16 protein-coding genes are annotated in these 13,695 nt (G+C 46.7%); 5 read left to right on the forward strand and 11 right to left on the reverse strand.

Going from position 1 to position 13,695, the window contains the following annotated elements:
• Positions 1 to 278 precede the first annotated feature (278 nt).
• Positions 279 to 929, reverse strand: a complete 651-nt coding sequence (locus tag I8J29_RS09340) for a nitroreductase family protein (RefSeq protein ID WP_208847344.1) — start codon at positions 927 to 929, stop codon at positions 279 to 281.
• Between the two features lie 146 nt (positions 930 to 1,075).
• Between I8J29_RS09340 and I8J29_RS09345 the strand changes: the two genes are divergently transcribed.
• A complete protein-coding gene (locus I8J29_RS09345; RefSeq protein ID WP_208847345.1) occupies positions 1,076 to 1,432 on the forward strand; it encodes a winged helix-turn-helix transcriptional regulator in 357 nt (118 codons plus the stop codon).
• A gap of 219 nt (positions 1,433 to 1,651) precedes the next feature.
• The gene (locus I8J29_RS09350; RefSeq protein WP_208847346.1) at positions 1,652 to 2,476 is read left to right on the forward strand and encodes a copper amine oxidase N-terminal domain-containing protein; all 825 of its coding nucleotides are present in this window, start codon (positions 1,652 to 1,654) and stop codon (positions 2,474 to 2,476) included.
• A 387-nt stretch (positions 2,477 to 2,863) separates the two neighbouring features.
• On the opposite strand, the gene I8J29_RS09355 is transcribed toward I8J29_RS09350, so the two are convergent.
• The 5 genes from I8J29_RS09355 to I8J29_RS09375 form a co-directional block, all read right to left on the reverse strand.
• A complete protein-coding gene (locus I8J29_RS09355) occupies positions 2,864 to 3,265 on the reverse strand; it encodes a VOC family protein (RefSeq protein WP_208847347.1) in 402 nt (133 codons plus the stop codon).
• A 421-nt stretch (positions 3,266 to 3,686) separates the two neighbouring features.
• Positions 3,687 to 4,115 carry a hypothetical protein gene (locus I8J29_RS09360; RefSeq protein ID WP_208847348.1) on the reverse strand — a complete coding sequence of 143 codons (429 nt, stop codon included), beginning with the start codon at positions 4,113 to 4,115 and terminating at the stop codon, positions 3,687 to 3,689.
• A gap of 16 nt (positions 4,116 to 4,131) precedes the next feature.
• Entirely contained in the window at positions 4,132 to 4,818 is a 687-nt protein-coding gene (locus I8J29_RS09365) for an ATP-binding cassette domain-containing protein (RefSeq protein WP_208847349.1), read from the reverse strand.
• A 1-nt stretch (position 4,819) separates the two neighbouring features.
• A complete protein-coding gene (locus tag I8J29_RS09370; protein ID WP_208847350.1) occupies positions 4,820 to 5,197 on the reverse strand; it encodes a GntR family transcriptional regulator in 378 nt (125 codons plus the stop codon).
• A gap of 2 nt (positions 5,198 to 5,199) precedes the next feature.
• On the reverse strand, positions 5,200 to 5,931 hold the full coding sequence (locus tag I8J29_RS09375; protein ID WP_208847351.1) for a hypothetical protein: 732 nt from the start codon (positions 5,929 to 5,931) through the stop codon (positions 5,200 to 5,202).
• A 1,041-nt stretch (positions 5,932 to 6,972) separates the two neighbouring features.
• Between I8J29_RS09375 and I8J29_RS09380 the strand changes: the two genes are divergently transcribed.
• The gene (locus I8J29_RS09380) at positions 6,973 to 7,116 is read left to right on the forward strand and encodes a hypothetical protein (protein WP_208847537.1); all 144 of its coding nucleotides are present in this window, start codon (positions 6,973 to 6,975) and stop codon (positions 7,114 to 7,116) included.
• A 236-nt stretch (positions 7,117 to 7,352) separates the two neighbouring features.
• Here I8J29_RS09380 and I8J29_RS09385 read toward each other — a convergent pair whose 3' ends face one another.
• The 5 genes from I8J29_RS09385 to I8J29_RS09405 all read right to left on the reverse strand — a co-directional run bounded on the left by I8J29_RS09385 (position 7,353) and on the right by I8J29_RS09405 (position 12,658).
• Positions 7,353 to 7,709 (reverse strand): YxeA family protein, encoded by a 357-nt coding sequence (locus I8J29_RS09385; RefSeq protein WP_208847352.1) that lies wholly within the window; start codon positions 7,707 to 7,709, stop codon positions 7,353 to 7,355.
• Positions 7,710 to 7,753: 44 nt separating this feature from the next.
• On the reverse strand, positions 7,754 to 9,721 hold the full coding sequence (locus tag I8J29_RS09390; RefSeq protein ID WP_240546062.1) for an ABC transporter permease: 1,968 nt from the start codon (positions 9,719 to 9,721) through the stop codon (positions 7,754 to 7,756).
• On the reverse strand, positions 9,702 to 10,487 hold the full coding sequence (locus tag I8J29_RS09395) for an ABC transporter ATP-binding protein (RefSeq protein WP_208847354.1): 786 nt from the start codon (positions 10,485 to 10,487) through the stop codon (positions 9,702 to 9,704). The genes I8J29_RS09390 and I8J29_RS09395 overlap by 20 nt, the downstream gene beginning before the upstream one ends.
• Positions 10,488 to 10,868: 381 nt before the next feature.
• Positions 10,869 to 11,939, reverse strand: coding sequence for a sensor histidine kinase (locus I8J29_RS09400; RefSeq protein ID WP_208847355.1), 1,071 nt, complete (start codon positions 11,937 to 11,939; stop codon positions 10,869 to 10,871).
• A gap of 44 nt (positions 11,940 to 11,983) precedes the next feature.
• Entirely contained in the window at positions 11,984 to 12,658 is a 675-nt protein-coding gene (locus I8J29_RS09405; protein ID WP_208847520.1) for a response regulator transcription factor, read from the reverse strand.
• Positions 12,659 to 12,862: 204 nt separating this feature from the next.
• Here I8J29_RS09405 and I8J29_RS09410 point away from each other — a divergent pair, with 204 nt between their 5' ends.
• Together I8J29_RS09410 and I8J29_RS09415 are read left to right on the forward strand one after the other, a co-directional pair.
• Positions 12,863 to 13,069 carry a helix-turn-helix transcriptional regulator gene (locus I8J29_RS09410; RefSeq protein ID WP_208847356.1) on the forward strand — a complete coding sequence of 69 codons (207 nt, stop codon included), beginning with the start codon at positions 12,863 to 12,865 and terminating at the stop codon, positions 13,067 to 13,069.
• The gene (locus tag I8J29_RS09415) at positions 13,066 to 13,497 is read left to right on the forward strand and encodes a hypothetical protein (protein WP_208847357.1); all 432 of its coding nucleotides are present in this window, start codon (positions 13,066 to 13,068) and stop codon (positions 13,495 to 13,497) included. The genes I8J29_RS09410 and I8J29_RS09415 overlap by 4 nt, the downstream gene beginning before the upstream one ends.
• Positions 13,498 to 13,695 lie beyond the last annotated feature (198 nt).

The raw sequence follows: 13,695 nt of genomic DNA on the forward strand, positions 1-13,695 counted from the left end.
CTGAAGGCTGTTCACGGGAGTCCGTTTTTGCTGTCTTGAGCGTTAGGAACAAATGCGAGTATCAGTCTCTAATCGTAAAACCAGCAGCAGTCTTGGACTGATAAGTCCACGGACTAATGCTGGTTTTTTGCGATGTTGCTTATGTTTGCTTAAACTATCGTGTTCCGTTAGCGCACGCTAGCTAAATAGACGCTTTGAAAAGCATGTTGCTACCACCTATTTGCTTTGCTCCTCAAAGTAAATTGTCTTTCCGAGGTCGAATTGCCCTAACTAGTTGTTTAGAACTTTCCATTCCAGTACGTCACTTCATCTACCTCTAACCTTACGGTTGGGTATCCAGGTTCTTTTGCTTTTCCAACAGCAATCAGTAAACCATCAACAAGATTTTCTGGTATTTTGAACTCGTTACGAAACGCTTCAACGTCATAGCCAATCATAGGTACAGTATCATAACCTCTTGCTTTTGCAGCTAAAATAAATTGCATCGCTGCTAGGCCGCTATCAAGCATCAGCCATTCCCTTTTCATTTGCTCACTTACATGTCCACTAAAATCGTCCATGCTATTATCGATTTTCGCTTTAACTTCTTTTGTCATAAAACCCGCATCGACAGCCTTTTGGTTAATTCTCTCTGAATTCTCTATAGAGTAAGCATTCAAATCACCAAATACAGCAATTACAACAGGAGCCTCAAGTACTTGGCGCTGTCCTAAAGCAATTTTGTGTAACCTTTCTTTAAGGGCAGCCTCCTTAAATACCATAAACCTCCAAGTGTTCAGATTGTGTGCATTTGGAGCAAGAATAGTCTCTCCGATAAGTTCTTTGATTTCTTCATCCGAAACCTTAACTGATGGATCATATTTGCGAACGGATCGGCGCTCATTTATGACATCGTAAAAATTAGCACTTGGCTTTATCTTCTTTTCCATTTTGTTTCCTTGCCTCCGTCATGTATGAGTAGAATTGCTTACCGGGATTATTATGGTATAGTACACATACATTGAAAAGTACGCACTTTTGCGTGATATACACACGGAAAAGTAACAAATGCGTTATGGAGGTCAAAAAAGGGCAAATGGAAAAGATATACAATAACCAAGTCGAAGTCGTGTTAGATATAATTGGGGGAAAGTGGAAGTCGCATATTATCTTACATTTAGGAAATGGACCCGTTAGAACGGGTGAATTAAAACGTTTGGTTACAGGCATTACACAAAAAATGCTAATCGAAAAATTAAAGGAACTTGAACAAGATGGTTTAGTTTCCAGAACCGTTTACAATCAAGTACCACCAAGGGTTGAATATTCCCTCACAACATTCGGTGCTTCATTGAAAGATGTTTTGAAAGTAGTTTGCGACTGGGGAGATGATTACGTCAGGCAAAGGTACCCAAACGACGAAGTTATAATAAAACATGATCTTCACCGTTAAAAAACGGCAGCCACTCAAGAGCGGCTGCCGTTTTATTAGACCAACCTGACCGTTAGCGCAACGACGGCAGCCGATCGTTCTGAGAATATTCCAACACTGTAGCTGCAATAGAATCGTATAATACCCGGCATATTTGCAATGCTGGACAGTAACAATATTTTGCATCTAAGCGTTATAAAGATAACTCCCAAATAATAGGTGAGAGAGAGGCGTAATTGAATGAAAAGATTATTATCCGCTTTTCTTTGTATGGTTTCATTTTTTTGCTTTAGTCAACTCAACAACGTATCCGCGGCTGCTTCTACTAGTACCTCATCATTGCCAACCTACTCCCATGTATATCTAAAAGCCGGACCGTATTATATTCTTTACGCGCATCCCACTGCTCCATTTGTAGATCAGCATAATCGGTTACTTATTCCTGTTCGAGCGTTTGATGAATTGTTCGGTGGAAGTGTCTCCTATCAAGCTAGTAACAAAACTGCGGAAGTTATATGGCAAGGCCATACCTATAAATTTGTAGTGGGTTCTGAGAAAGCCGAAGTGGATGGTAGAACCTTTTCCATGGATACAAAACCCGTAATCAAAGATGGATCAATTTCATTGCCTATACGTTTGTTTTTAAATACGGCGAATCTAAAATATCATTGGGATAATGAGCTTCGAGTACTTGTTTTAGACGATGAACGTATACTTGTGGGAGAGCCTTTTATGGATTTTAAAGGAAATGATCTCTGTCCAGATAATATCGATAATGCTCTTCAGGTTGAGCATTATTCGATAAAAAAACTGAAAGAAGGTAACTTTCAATTAAATATTACAGCTAGAAACAAGTCAGGAAATGACATACCGGCCGGTAAAGCGGATATACATCCACTAGTTTCCTTCGGTAAAGTTTATGGTGGTTTTTCAACTGATTCCTACAGCCGCCCAGTATACCCTGCTTTAGCTGAAGTAAAATCCGGAAAAGAAATCACGGTAACTCAAAACTTCCCATTAGAAGATGTTCAATATATTATTACTGTCGCTAGAATTTTCTCTTAATAAGACTAGAATAAGTGCAACGACTGGCCCCCCCCATAAGGATGGCCTTTTCTATTTGCCCAATGACGGCAGCCGATCGTCGGCTGCCGTCGTGTCATAATTGAACTATCGTGTCCCGTTAATCAATCATCTAAGGCCTTTTGAATCGAAGATATATGTCCAACCATTCAAATAATGATTGTGTATATTGTGGTACCAATTCAGGTTCATGCGTCTTCACCAATTGCGGCAGATCAGAGAATTTACTAAGGAACTCACTTACGCACCATCGAATTGACCAGTGGGGGCTAGCTGCCGTTGACGTTTTTGCATTGGTATTCCTCCACAACTTCTCAACTATGAAATCATGGGACTAACGTGTCCCATTAGTTTAAGCTCCCGAGTTTATCAAGAAATAAGTTCTTTATTTACAATGCCTCCACCAACGGTAATTTGATAGCCGTTGAGATCCCGGAATGTAAACTCGCTCCAATGATTTGTGTAATTCGGATTTCTAATGATGGATATATTTTTATCCATAACTTCTTGAGCGATCAAATCAACGGCATTCGTATAACAATATACATCAAAATATTGTTCCTCGTATCTGGAACTGATTGGGTTCACCTCATCTTCTTGTTTAGCTTCAATAAGAATGAGAGTCAGTTTTCCTCTCGAAACATGGTGGTGAAGTACCTTATCACCGATCGCTTCATATTTGAAGCCTAAATCGGAATAAAACTCAACCGTTTGCTTCAAATTTTTGACTAACAAGACGAAAGAGGAACCCTCGATGATAATCTCTGTCATAGTGAACACTCCCAAATATGGATTTATTCAATCAAAATCGTCTTCACCTTAAACCCATTAAGTTCCTGCTTTTGTATACATTTTTCAACAAAACTGCCCGTTAATTCAACGACGGCAGCCGATCGTCGTTAAGCTTCTTACCTTCCTCAAGATGGCCGATTCGTCTGTCTAATCGGTAAATAACTGGAACGAACAGAACTAGAATTCTGGGCGCTGTAGTCGAAAACGAGCTTGGCGGCGTGGCAGCAATGAACAATCCGCGCTAAGAGCGGATTGCGGTAGATCTATATTATGGTCCTACAACAGTTACATTTCTGGATTATCGTTTGAGCTCCTCTACTCGAGTTACATTTGAGGTCCCAATTGCTTGACTTCCTAACTGGCGGCAGCATGAATAGCAAACAAAGAGCGGTTTACCAGCTTAAACCCACCTATCCCCGTGCTTCTTCACATAATTAGCAAACACATAACGCCAAGGAACGACGAAAGGAAATACTACGACCAATAAGCAAGCACTAACCGTATCCATCGTTGAATCGTTCATACGTCCTGATGTCCAAATTGGCAGGGCAACGATGATTAGCCAGACCGTTTTCCACGCCATTTCCCATATAAGCATAGGCAACAGCTGCAGCGGATACCTCAATCCGAGGACGCATAACGCCCAAAAGGCGAGCAACATGCATTGCACAACCCCCTCCATCAGCTCCCACGATCCAGAACGGTTGATCGCATCCGGCCATACCGTCATACCGAGTCCCACGACGATAAGAAGGTAACCGCCTCTCAACAAATACAGACGCAATACTGAGACCTCGCCTCGCAAACCCTTTTTGGACAGCTCCGTCACGTTCTTCATCCCCCTATCAGTACGCCTTCTTCATCCAATCCTCGATGTGAAGTGCCTCCGATTCATGTAATTCCTCCATATCGGCTGTTTTAAGCAGCGAACCGTCCTTTAACGCAATGAAACCGTCGATTAATGTTTCGATTTCCGCTACCTCATGGCTTGTCATTACCAAAGTCTGCGTATTCAAATCCACGTAAGAGATCATTCCCTTCACGATCGATCCGCGTATCATCGGATCAAGCCCGGATAAGGGTTCATCCATCAGAATGTAGGGGACTTCTTTCGCCAAGGTAAGAACGATTTGCAGGCGGCCGCGATTTCCTTTCGAGAGCGATTTTATTTTCATTTGAGGATCCAAGCGCATAAGGTTCATGATTTCTTCTGCTTTCGCCAGGTTAAACTCGGGAAGTTGCGAAGCCTGAAACCGCATCGCTTCTCTTACTGTAAACATCGGGTAAAAATACCGCGACTCGGAGGCGTAAGAAACGAACTTTCCGGTTCTACGACCGGCCGCCTCTTCGTTAATCATCACGCTGCCGCTTGTTGCCCGCGAAAGGCCGGACATTAGCTTCAATAGGGTCGACTTCCCGCTGCCATTTCCGCCTACGATGCCAATGATTTTACCGATTGGCACCGTCAACGAGATGTCCCGAAGCGCAATCTGATCGGCATATTTCTTCGTCACGTTCGTCATCCGGATCATGTCATTCATCGCCTTTCTTAACGTTGTTCAAATAATCCGTCAGTCCCGTTAGAATCTCCGCCGCGGTGAATCCCAGCTCGTGCATGACGATCACGAATTGCTCGATTTGTTCCCGTTTCAGCTTGTCACGCTGTTGAACGAGGCGATCCTGCCGCTCCGAAACGAACGTGCCTTGACCTCTCTTAGTTTCCAGGATCCCTTCTCGCTCAAGCTCGCTGTACGTTCTTTGAACGGTGTTGGGGTTCATATTGTATTTGATGCCCATATCGCGGATCGAAGGGAGCTTCTCGCCCGCTTTCAATTCTCCGCTTATAACTTGCCGATGTATACGATCCGCCAATTGCAAATAAATCGGCCTTGAAGCATTAAATTCTTCCATCGTTATCCCTCTACTTTGTTGTCCACGATCCACGCGGTTAGTATGAATAGTCCCACCGTAATGATCATGTCGTATACGTAGCCTCCTGCGTAAGTGTGTATAGGCTCGGATAATAGAGCTGGAAAGTGATAGGTTCTGCCTCCCCAATCCGCCACGTGCCGATACAAGGCAGAGGATTTAAACAAAGCATTTCCCCCTCCGGATAGAATGGCCGCCCCAACCACCGCAGCCCAGCTCCAACGCCCGATTCTCTGCTTGAGAGACTGGTATATGGCCCAAAGCGCCATCACCCATACGCTAAGCTCAATGGATAACCAAATCACGTGAGGAATGATGAACCACCCCATCCTCCAAATATCTGTCCAATACGACTCAATCCAGCTGAGCTTATGGACGGTCAGCAGTTCGGTGAACGCATATAACGAAGCGAATGAAATGACGACCATCGCCAAGCCGTTTGATACTTTGCTCATTAACAATTTAAACGCTGGTTGGGGATTGCTCAGCCATAGATGCAAATTGCCCTCCGCCTTTAATCCAATGAACACCATAAGGGGAACGTAGATAACATGAACGGCAATGGCAATCGCTAAGGGAACGAACATAAGCAAGGAATCTGCCTTCTCCATGTATAAGGTCAGGATGGCAACCCATGCATTCAAGACGAGACCGATGAAAAACACAGTTCTTGTTAACTTGAAATCCTTCATGAATAAAGCTGACCATTGCCACATATCCGTTTCACCCTTTTTCCTTTAATCAAACGTATTTAGTGAACTAATGAAATAGTACACTAATTCACCATTACATGTAAATGGGAACAACAAAAAAAGGCAAAAGGGAAATCCCCTTTGCCTTTTCCGATAAGATACCGCAAGTTTGCTGCCGTGGACAGCATCGAGTTTAGCATTGAAGTCGGACATAAGTATATCGATTCACTTTTGACGAGATTGCATCATTGCGATTCCGTCGGAACATTGCTTGCTAGGACTCCGCAAGTACAGAACCAGCTTTCGCTGCTTATCATTTGGTAATGTAGTTTCATGCATTAGTACTTCCATTAGTATGTCTAGCCAAGAACCTGTCCAGGATCTCTGTCATTGATCCGTCTTCCAATGGTCCTCTTAGCTCGTTTCTAACCAGTAGCAATGCAGCTGCGGGAGGCATATCGATCGTCCGTAGCGCTTCAACCAGGGTATTCTCCTCGTCACTGAGACGTTTTATGTATTGTAACTCAATCGGTTTAGGTGTTTTCATCGTTTCACTCTCTTTCGGGAGGGGGATGTCTCTCCAAGCAAAAGGTTTCATTAAATAATCAATTAGTGCCTATTCATGCCACTCGACCGGTTAAATTCGGGAAACTTATGTCACACTGCAATTCTGCGCTATGACATTACCCGTAAAAGATGCAGTGTTTTGTGCCAACTTTTTTATTCAACATAAATTTAGAACTCCTATTCTTAATCATAAAAGGATTTTTGCTTGTTGTGATATTGGTCACAGTCAATACGAATTAATGTGTCCAAGATTCCTGTTTATATTCGTTTTTGAATTTAAGGTTCAAGTGATTGACACCAGATTATTAAAACTATTCTGAAGAAATTTAAGGTAAGAGTAAATGCCAGTCTTTTCGAGTGGCCAGCAGCTGATCGCGACTGCGCACGGTGTACGATTATTAAGATTAGATTAGCAATAACCCACGCTCCGCACAGTCAACCTGTTACTATCCCCTTCAAGTAGACATTCAAAAAAACCTTCATGATAGCATGGGGTGGGTGAAGAAATGGCAAAACGGGGCGCCGTTCGATGAACGGAAAGGCAACGAATCCAACCCGCTGAAAGGGCGTCCTCGTACTGTCTTTAACAGCGTAGAGGAAGAACAAGACTACCTGAAAGCGCAGGTGGATTACTTAAAATAGCGATATCCAAATCTAATAAAGGAGAAGTAGCGAGCCGAACGGCAATTCAACAAGCGGTGAAGGAGTTTATCTATGACAACAACTACCACCGTTTTCAAGCCAAACTCAAATAACGCGCACCAATAGAATATCGATGCGCATTGGCAGCTTATCTTTTTTCAGTTGTCTACTTGACAGGGGGATGACCATGACCATATTTTCGTGGTTTTTCGTTTAGTATTAAGTTTGAACTATGCTCATCGTTCCATTGCTTCAGGCAGCGCCTCTTCATTGATTTTCTCATATTCTTGCGTATAAGCACCCTTAGCCAATACTTTTAAATAGGTCCCTATCGGCAACTGAGTGCTGGCTGTAAATTTAACTTTTTTCTTCATCCCCCCCGCGCTGAAGCCTGTAAGCTCATAAGCAACTCTGCCTTGTGGTTCAGGCTTCCCTTGGTGGTTAATTTGGACAAAGACAAACTCTTTGGTAAGGAAAGGGTTGAAGCGATCCACTACGTCCCTGTACTTCATGACGAACAGAACGGCTAGAATAGTAATAACAAGAACGACTGCGGTTAACGATACTATTTTGGCCTTCTTTTTGGTCTTCATTGGCGTCTTCCTCTCCACGACAAGTTAACTAGTCTATATTTGATTTACATGGCATTGTTTACAATTTTCTTGTAGTACCCCATCGTTAATAAAACGAAGATGAAATAAATCAAGACATACCCGCCCATGGCCGTCGCCGACGGCACAATGATGCTCGAAGGCACCAACACGGAGACGGTCTTGACGGCAAAAGCGGCGTGCGCGATCCCTAACGCGAGCGGAATCGTGAAGACAAACAATTGCTTGCGCATAATGCCCCTGAGAATGTCCTTCGTCTCGAATCCGAGCTGCCTTAGGATGATAAAACTATGCTTCTCCTGCTCCGCTTCCGTCATCTGTTTGAAATACAGCATGCTGCCGGTCGAAATTAGGAAGACGAGTCCCAGAAAGCCGGTTATGAAGATCAACAACCCAAAGCTTTGCAGCTTGTCGCGATATTCGCGCTCGAAGTCGAACGGATGGCTTCCTTCGGGCACGTATGACGCATAGGCTTCAGACGCGTCCTTTCGCTGCGACTTGTCTGGCACTTGAAACGTATCGAACGAGACCGTTGCATAACGGGGATATTCTTCCTTCAGCTCCTGTTCATATTGAGGCAAAGCTATCATTCGAGCCTTAAGCGCTTTGAACGTCGACTCGGACACAACGAGCTGATCGCCGTAGACGTTGTAATTCATCGCGAACCGATTGACGATTTCCGTCAGATGGAGCCTGTCCCCGCTCATGAGCGGATCCAGCTCGATCGTTTTGGGAAAGTGCGACTGCGCTTGGGTTAACTTGTCGATCTTGGCATTCCCGTTATACATCACTGCATCCCGCGGCACGGGCACCGCAACATCCGCTCCCGTCTGCCGAAGCTGCTCGGCGGGCATTACCAGCAACGTCGTCTCTTCGACCGGTGCCTGGCTGGGAAGTTCGCTGATCTTGCCCCGAAGCCGTATGGCTTCCACTCGTTGATGAACGAATCGTATTCCTTTGGCTTCTAAATCCTCGCCAAACTGTTTGGCGGCGTTCGTCTCGCCGTTCTCGATCGCGAAGTCGTACGGCAGCGCGTTGCGGGTGTCCCTTCCCGCGGAGTAATAAAACGAATAAGCCGCGGCGACCATCGTAAGCGTCATGGCCGACAGCACGGTGATCATGGTCAGCGAATTGGCTTGTCCCTTCATCCTGTGCATCAGGGGAGCGAGCGACAAGGCCCGGATCAATCCGAGATGCCCGTTAGCGCCCCTGCGAATTCGGTCAAACAGCCAACCGATCGTGACGCGGAACAGGAGATAGGTACCGGCGATTATCGAGCCCAAAATCGCGAGGCTGTCGAGGAGCAACGTGTTCTCCGAGATCTGCCCTGCGTGCCAATAACCGTATAGAATCAGAGCTATGCCGAGCAAGGCCAAGACTGCATTCACAGCGGATGCAGGCGTTGAAGGATGCTCATGCCGCTTCTCCGCCTGGAACAAGTCGATCAATGTCGTCCGGTACGTTATCCACAGAATCTGAATCGAGGTAAATAAGATTAAAGCGGCAAATACGGCTGCCGTTTGATAGATGGCCGAGAGCGAGAATTTGACGGTTACAGGCCCTTCGAATCCCAACAGGCTGTTGATCAGCAACAGGAATATCCGGTATACCAGCGCGCCACAGACAATGCCTACGACAAGCGCGCCTAAGCCGAGAAGTATGTTTTCGAGCAGCAGAAATCGCGCGACGCCTCTTTTTGTCAGGCCGATCAGCTGGTAGAGCCCGATTTCTTTGCTGCGGCGGTTGAGGAACAGACGGTTCGCATAGATCGTAAACACCGTTACGATGAAAAGCAGCAAGACGCCCGCCGCCAGGAAGGACTGCGAAAAAACCGAACTGCCATTCATTCGATCCGGGATGGAGGCGTCGTGCTGCAAGGTGGCGAACACGAAATAGAGACTCGTGCAAAAAATAAAGACAAAAAAATAAAGATAGTAGTGCTTCATATTCTTTCGCATGCTGCGAAGGACAAGCTCAAATAACGTCAACAGCATCACCTCCCAGGACCGCTTGCACATCCATGATGTCCCTAAAGAAGGCCTGCCTCGACTTGTCGCCACGGTAGACTTCCGAATAAATCATGCCGTCCTTCAAGAAAATAACGCGGCTGCAATAGCTGGATGCGACGGGATCATGCGATACCATCACGATCGTGCCTCGTCTCTCTCGGTTGAGCGTGGCGATGGTTTCTAACAGGGCCGAGGCGGACTTGGAATCCAGCGCCCCAGTCGGTTCGTCGGCGAAGACCAAGGACGGCCGATGGATTAGGGCGCGGCCTGCCGACGTCCGCTGCTTCTGCCCGCCGGACAGCTCATGCGGGTATTTGTCCGCCAGCATTTCGATGCCGAGGGACTGCGCAACGCTCTGGAATGCCTGCTCGGCTTCGGAGCGGTTGCGCCGCCCTAAGGACACGGGAAGCAAGATGTTCTCTTTGACGGTCAAGGTATCCAGCAGGTTATAATCTTGGAAAACAAACCCCAATTTGTTGCGGCGAAAGGCGGACAATTCAGCGTCCTTCATTTTGGAAACGTCGACGTCCTCAATCAGGACTTCACCTTCCGTCGGGCGGCCGATTGTCGCAAGCACGTTCAGCAGCGTCGTCTTCCCCGAGCCCGACGGCCCCATAATCCCTACGAACTCCCCTTCCAAGACTCGTAGAGAGATCCCCTTCAACACTTGCTGCGCGCTTCCTTTCTTTCCGTAAGACTTGCGTATGTTCTTCGCTTGCAACATCGTTTTCTGCGAATAATTCGGATTCATGCTCGGCCCTCCACTTATGCTTTGCTTTATTGTAAACCGTTCACCATGCTGCGTCGTTCGATTTGGATGACAATGCAGTGCCGTAGGTTACATTATTGTCATATTGAGCTCGATTCAAAAAGTAACCGGGTATCGCGCAGTTTTACTTGGATAGCATTCAAATATAGCTGCAAAAAGAATGTTATTCATCCATATTTCTCATGCACGGAGGGGATTTGCAGAACTGAAGTCACTCATCAAGGCATCTATGAAGAACATAAGGACCATTACGGCTTTCGCCGTATTCGTAATGAACTCTTGAGTCACATGAAGGCAAAACGAAAAGGCATGAGTCCGGTACAGTACCGAACTCATGCCGAGCAAGTTGCCTAAACCATATGTCTACCTTTTCGAGGTCACTTTATATTTACGGCTGGCGTCGCTGACTTGGCCAAGCGCGTCTGACCGCATCCTCTCACTCCGGACCGTTTCAAAGCCATTCTTAGCTGTGAATATCACCCGCATCTCCGTGCCTACCGTTCGGCCTGCCTGCGCTTCGAGCGATATCCCGATTTTGTCGGCGACGCTCCGTGCCAAGTACAAGCCCAGCCCCGTCGCCGCGTTGTAGATTCTCCCGTTCCCTCCCGTAAAGCCCTTATCGAAAATCCGGGGCAAATCATGCGCCGAGATGCCCGGTCCTTCGTCCGTTATGCGCAGCATGACATGGCCGGCCGGAAGAACTTCCGCGACGATATGAATCGTTCCGCCTTCGGGGCTGTATTTGACGGCATTCATCAAGAGCTGACGGATGATAAAGCGGCACCATTTCCTATCGGTGACGACATCGGCTTCTTCCCCCTCGAATTCGACTGCAATATTCTTCTCTATGCACCAGGAAGCCAAATCACGCACTTCGTTCATCGCCATCCGACGGACGCCGCACGGCTCCAGCACATAATCCGATTCCAGGGTAGGCAACCGGGTCATGTAGAGCTGCCGGTCGATCAGCAGATAGACGCGCAGCCATTCCGCTTCGATTCTTCGCATGGCCGGGTCGCGGGGACAGCCTTCGATCGTCAGCTTCATGGCGGTAAGCGGGGCCTTAATCTCATGGACCCAGGACGCCATATAATCGTTCTCCATGTACAGCGCCGCATGGGATTCTGCCAGCTTCCGCTTATAAAACCGGTCCACTGCGCGCAACGCCTCACTCACCAGCTCGTCCCGCGCGTAATCGGGCGCGGGCAAGGCTTCGAACCAGTCGTCATGGATGTCTGAGCTGAGTGCACGAAGCGCCCGTAAATAACGAGATTCTCGCCGGAATCGCCATAGGTAGAAAAGTACGGACGATAAGAGATACAACACGTTCAAATATACAATTGACCGGAACTCGACAGCGACTCCTTTGTCCAGCACAAGAAGCGTATCGGTGAGTCCGAGAAGCAGCAACACCATTATCATCCAGCTCTTCATACTAGCCGTATATCCCGGCAACACTTCTCTAGTCCTCCTCCCTGCTAGGGCACGGCCATGTAACCCAGTCCTTTTTTGGTCACAATCGCTTCTTCGAGCCCCAGAACGGCCAGTTTTTGGCGCAGCCGTGTCATGTTTACCGTCAGCGTATTGTCGTTCACGAATTGCTCGTCCTCCCACAGCCTTCGAATCAGTTCCTGGCGAGGTATGATTTCATTCTTCGCCCTGACGAGGGTCGCGAGGATAAAAAATTCATTCTTCGTCAGTTCGATTTCCTTTCCGTCCTTTCGGATAACGCCGCGATTCAGCTGCAGCAGGGCGCCTTTCCATTCGATGACGTCAGCACTCTCTTCGCCGTACGTATAAGTGCGGCGAAGAATGGCTTGCACTTTGGCAAGCAACACGTCTAAATGGAACGGTTTTTGTATATAGTCGTCGGCTCCCATGTTCATGGCCATCACCATGTCCATGGGGTGATCTCGGGAGGATAAGAAAAGAATGGGTACATTCGAGACGCTGCGAATCTCCCGACACCAATGAAAGCCGTCGAACCTTGGCAATTGGATGTCCAGAATGACCAGTTGAGGTTTTTCGTTCAGAAAATCATCCATAATATGATCGAAATCTCGGGGCGTGGAGGCGTGCAAGGACCAGGCCCTGAACCTTTCCCTCAGCAACTCCAGTATGGAGGAATCGTCCTCGACAATGAAAATGTTCATATCCACATTAGATGCACCCCAATTGCTGCATGTTTTTTCTTAAGTGTATGTCCATCTCACCGAACAAGCAAGTTTGCGGACGCCGCGGCTACATACAATCAAGGGAAGCCCTTCATCGAAATGGAAAGTTCGCTTGACATTGTTTATGGTGCACGATATGCTTTCCTCATGGAAAGTCCGCTTTCCATATGGAGGGTGAAGGTATTGAACAACCGTCTAGAAGAAATCCGCAAGCAACACGGAATTAAGCAAGAAGAATTAGCTATGGCTCTTGAAGTGTCCAGGCAAACGATCGGTTCGCTGGAGAACGGACGTTATAATCCATCGATTCTTCTGGCGTTCAAGATAGCTCGTTATTTCGGTATGCGTATCGAAGATATCTTCATTTATGAGGAGGATGAACAGCAATGAATAAAATAATTTGGGCTTATTTCCTTACCCTTTCAGGCGTTGTACTATTCGCAGGCGGTCTGTTCTTCATCAAAACAATCGATGACCCGTATGGGATGCTGCGAGCGCTGCCCTATGTCTGCGTTGGGGTTGGCTGCGTGATTTTCGGCCATGGAATTGGAGAAATCATTCTCCGAAGCGCGATGAAGAATAATCCTGCCGCAGCGAAACAACTAGAGATTGACACGAATGACGAGCGTCATTTGACAATCGCTAATCGGGCAAAAGCGAAAGCCTACGACATGACGGTTTTTGTGTTTGCCGCCTTAATTTTATCATTATCCTTGATGGGGTTAGATTTAAGCGCGATATTGCTATTGATCTTTGCCTATCTGTTTATCCTTGTATACAACTCTTATTACCGGCTCAAGTATTATAAAGAAATGTAATGCAATGACCAGAGGAGTAATGACAATGACAAAATTAACGTATAGCGGTTTAAACCAGAACACACCGCCATTATACTCGTCATTGCTTGGATTGGCGTGCACGGAGATCCCACTTTGCGGGGAGTTTGGGAGCTGCCATAACAAAAGGGGAACGAATACCTATTTGCCGTGCTGTTCGTGTCACAAGTACTGTTATGT

This window comes from Paenibacillus artemisiicola (assembly GCF_017652985.1).
Taxonomy (GTDB): Bacteria; Bacillota; Bacilli; order Paenibacillales; family Paenibacillaceae; genus Paenibacillus_Z; species Paenibacillus_Z artemisiicola.

What these genes read in the sequence shown, in the direction of transcription:
- I8J29_RS09340 (WP_208847344.1), bottom strand. Translation starts at nt 929, where the DNA reads ATGGAAAAGAAGATAAAGCCAAGTGCTAATTTTTACGATGTCATAAAT.
- I8J29_RS09345 (WP_208847345.1), top strand. Translation starts at nt 1,076, where the DNA reads ATGGAAAAGATATACAATAACCAAGTCGAAGTCGTGTTAGATATAATT.
- I8J29_RS09350 (WP_208847346.1), top strand. Translation starts at nt 1,652, where the DNA reads ATGAAAAGATTATTATCCGCTTTTCTTTGTATGGTTTCATTTTTTTGC.
- I8J29_RS09355 (WP_208847347.1), bottom strand. Translation starts at nt 3,265, where the DNA reads ATGACAGAGATTATCATCGAGGGTTCCTCTTTCGTCTTGTTAGTCAAA.
- I8J29_RS09365 (WP_208847349.1), bottom strand. Translation starts at nt 4,818, where the DNA reads ATGATCCGGATGACGAACGTGACGAAGAAATATGCCGATCAGATTGCG.
- I8J29_RS09370 (WP_208847350.1), bottom strand. Translation starts at nt 5,197, where the DNA reads ATGGAAGAATTTAATGCTTCAAGGCCGATTTATTTGCAATTGGCGGAT.
- I8J29_RS09375 (WP_208847351.1), bottom strand. Translation starts at nt 5,931, where the DNA reads ATGTGGCAATGGTCAGCTTTATTCATGAAGGATTTCAAGTTAACAAGA.
- I8J29_RS09385 (WP_208847352.1), bottom strand. Translation starts at nt 7,709, where the DNA reads ATGAAGACCAAAAAGAAGGCCAAAATAGTATCGTTAACCGCAGTCGTT.
- I8J29_RS09390 (WP_240546062.1), bottom strand. Translation starts at nt 9,721, where the DNA reads ATGCTGTTGACGTTATTTGAGCTTGTCCTTCGCAGCATGCGAAAGAAT.
- I8J29_RS09395 (WP_208847354.1), bottom strand. Translation starts at nt 10,487, where the DNA reads ATGAATCCGAATTATTCGCAGAAAACGATGTTGCAAGCGAAGAACATA.
- I8J29_RS09400 (WP_208847355.1), bottom strand. Translation starts at nt 11,939, where the DNA reads ATGAAGAGCTGGATGATAATGGTGTTGCTGCTTCTCGGACTCACCGAT.
- I8J29_RS09405 (WP_208847520.1), bottom strand. Translation starts at nt 12,658, where the DNA reads ATGAACATTTTCATTGTCGAGGACGATTCCTCCATACTGGAGTTGCTG.
- I8J29_RS09415 (WP_208847357.1), top strand. Translation starts at nt 13,066, where the DNA reads ATGAATAAAATAATTTGGGCTTATTTCCTTACCCTTTCAGGCGTTGTA.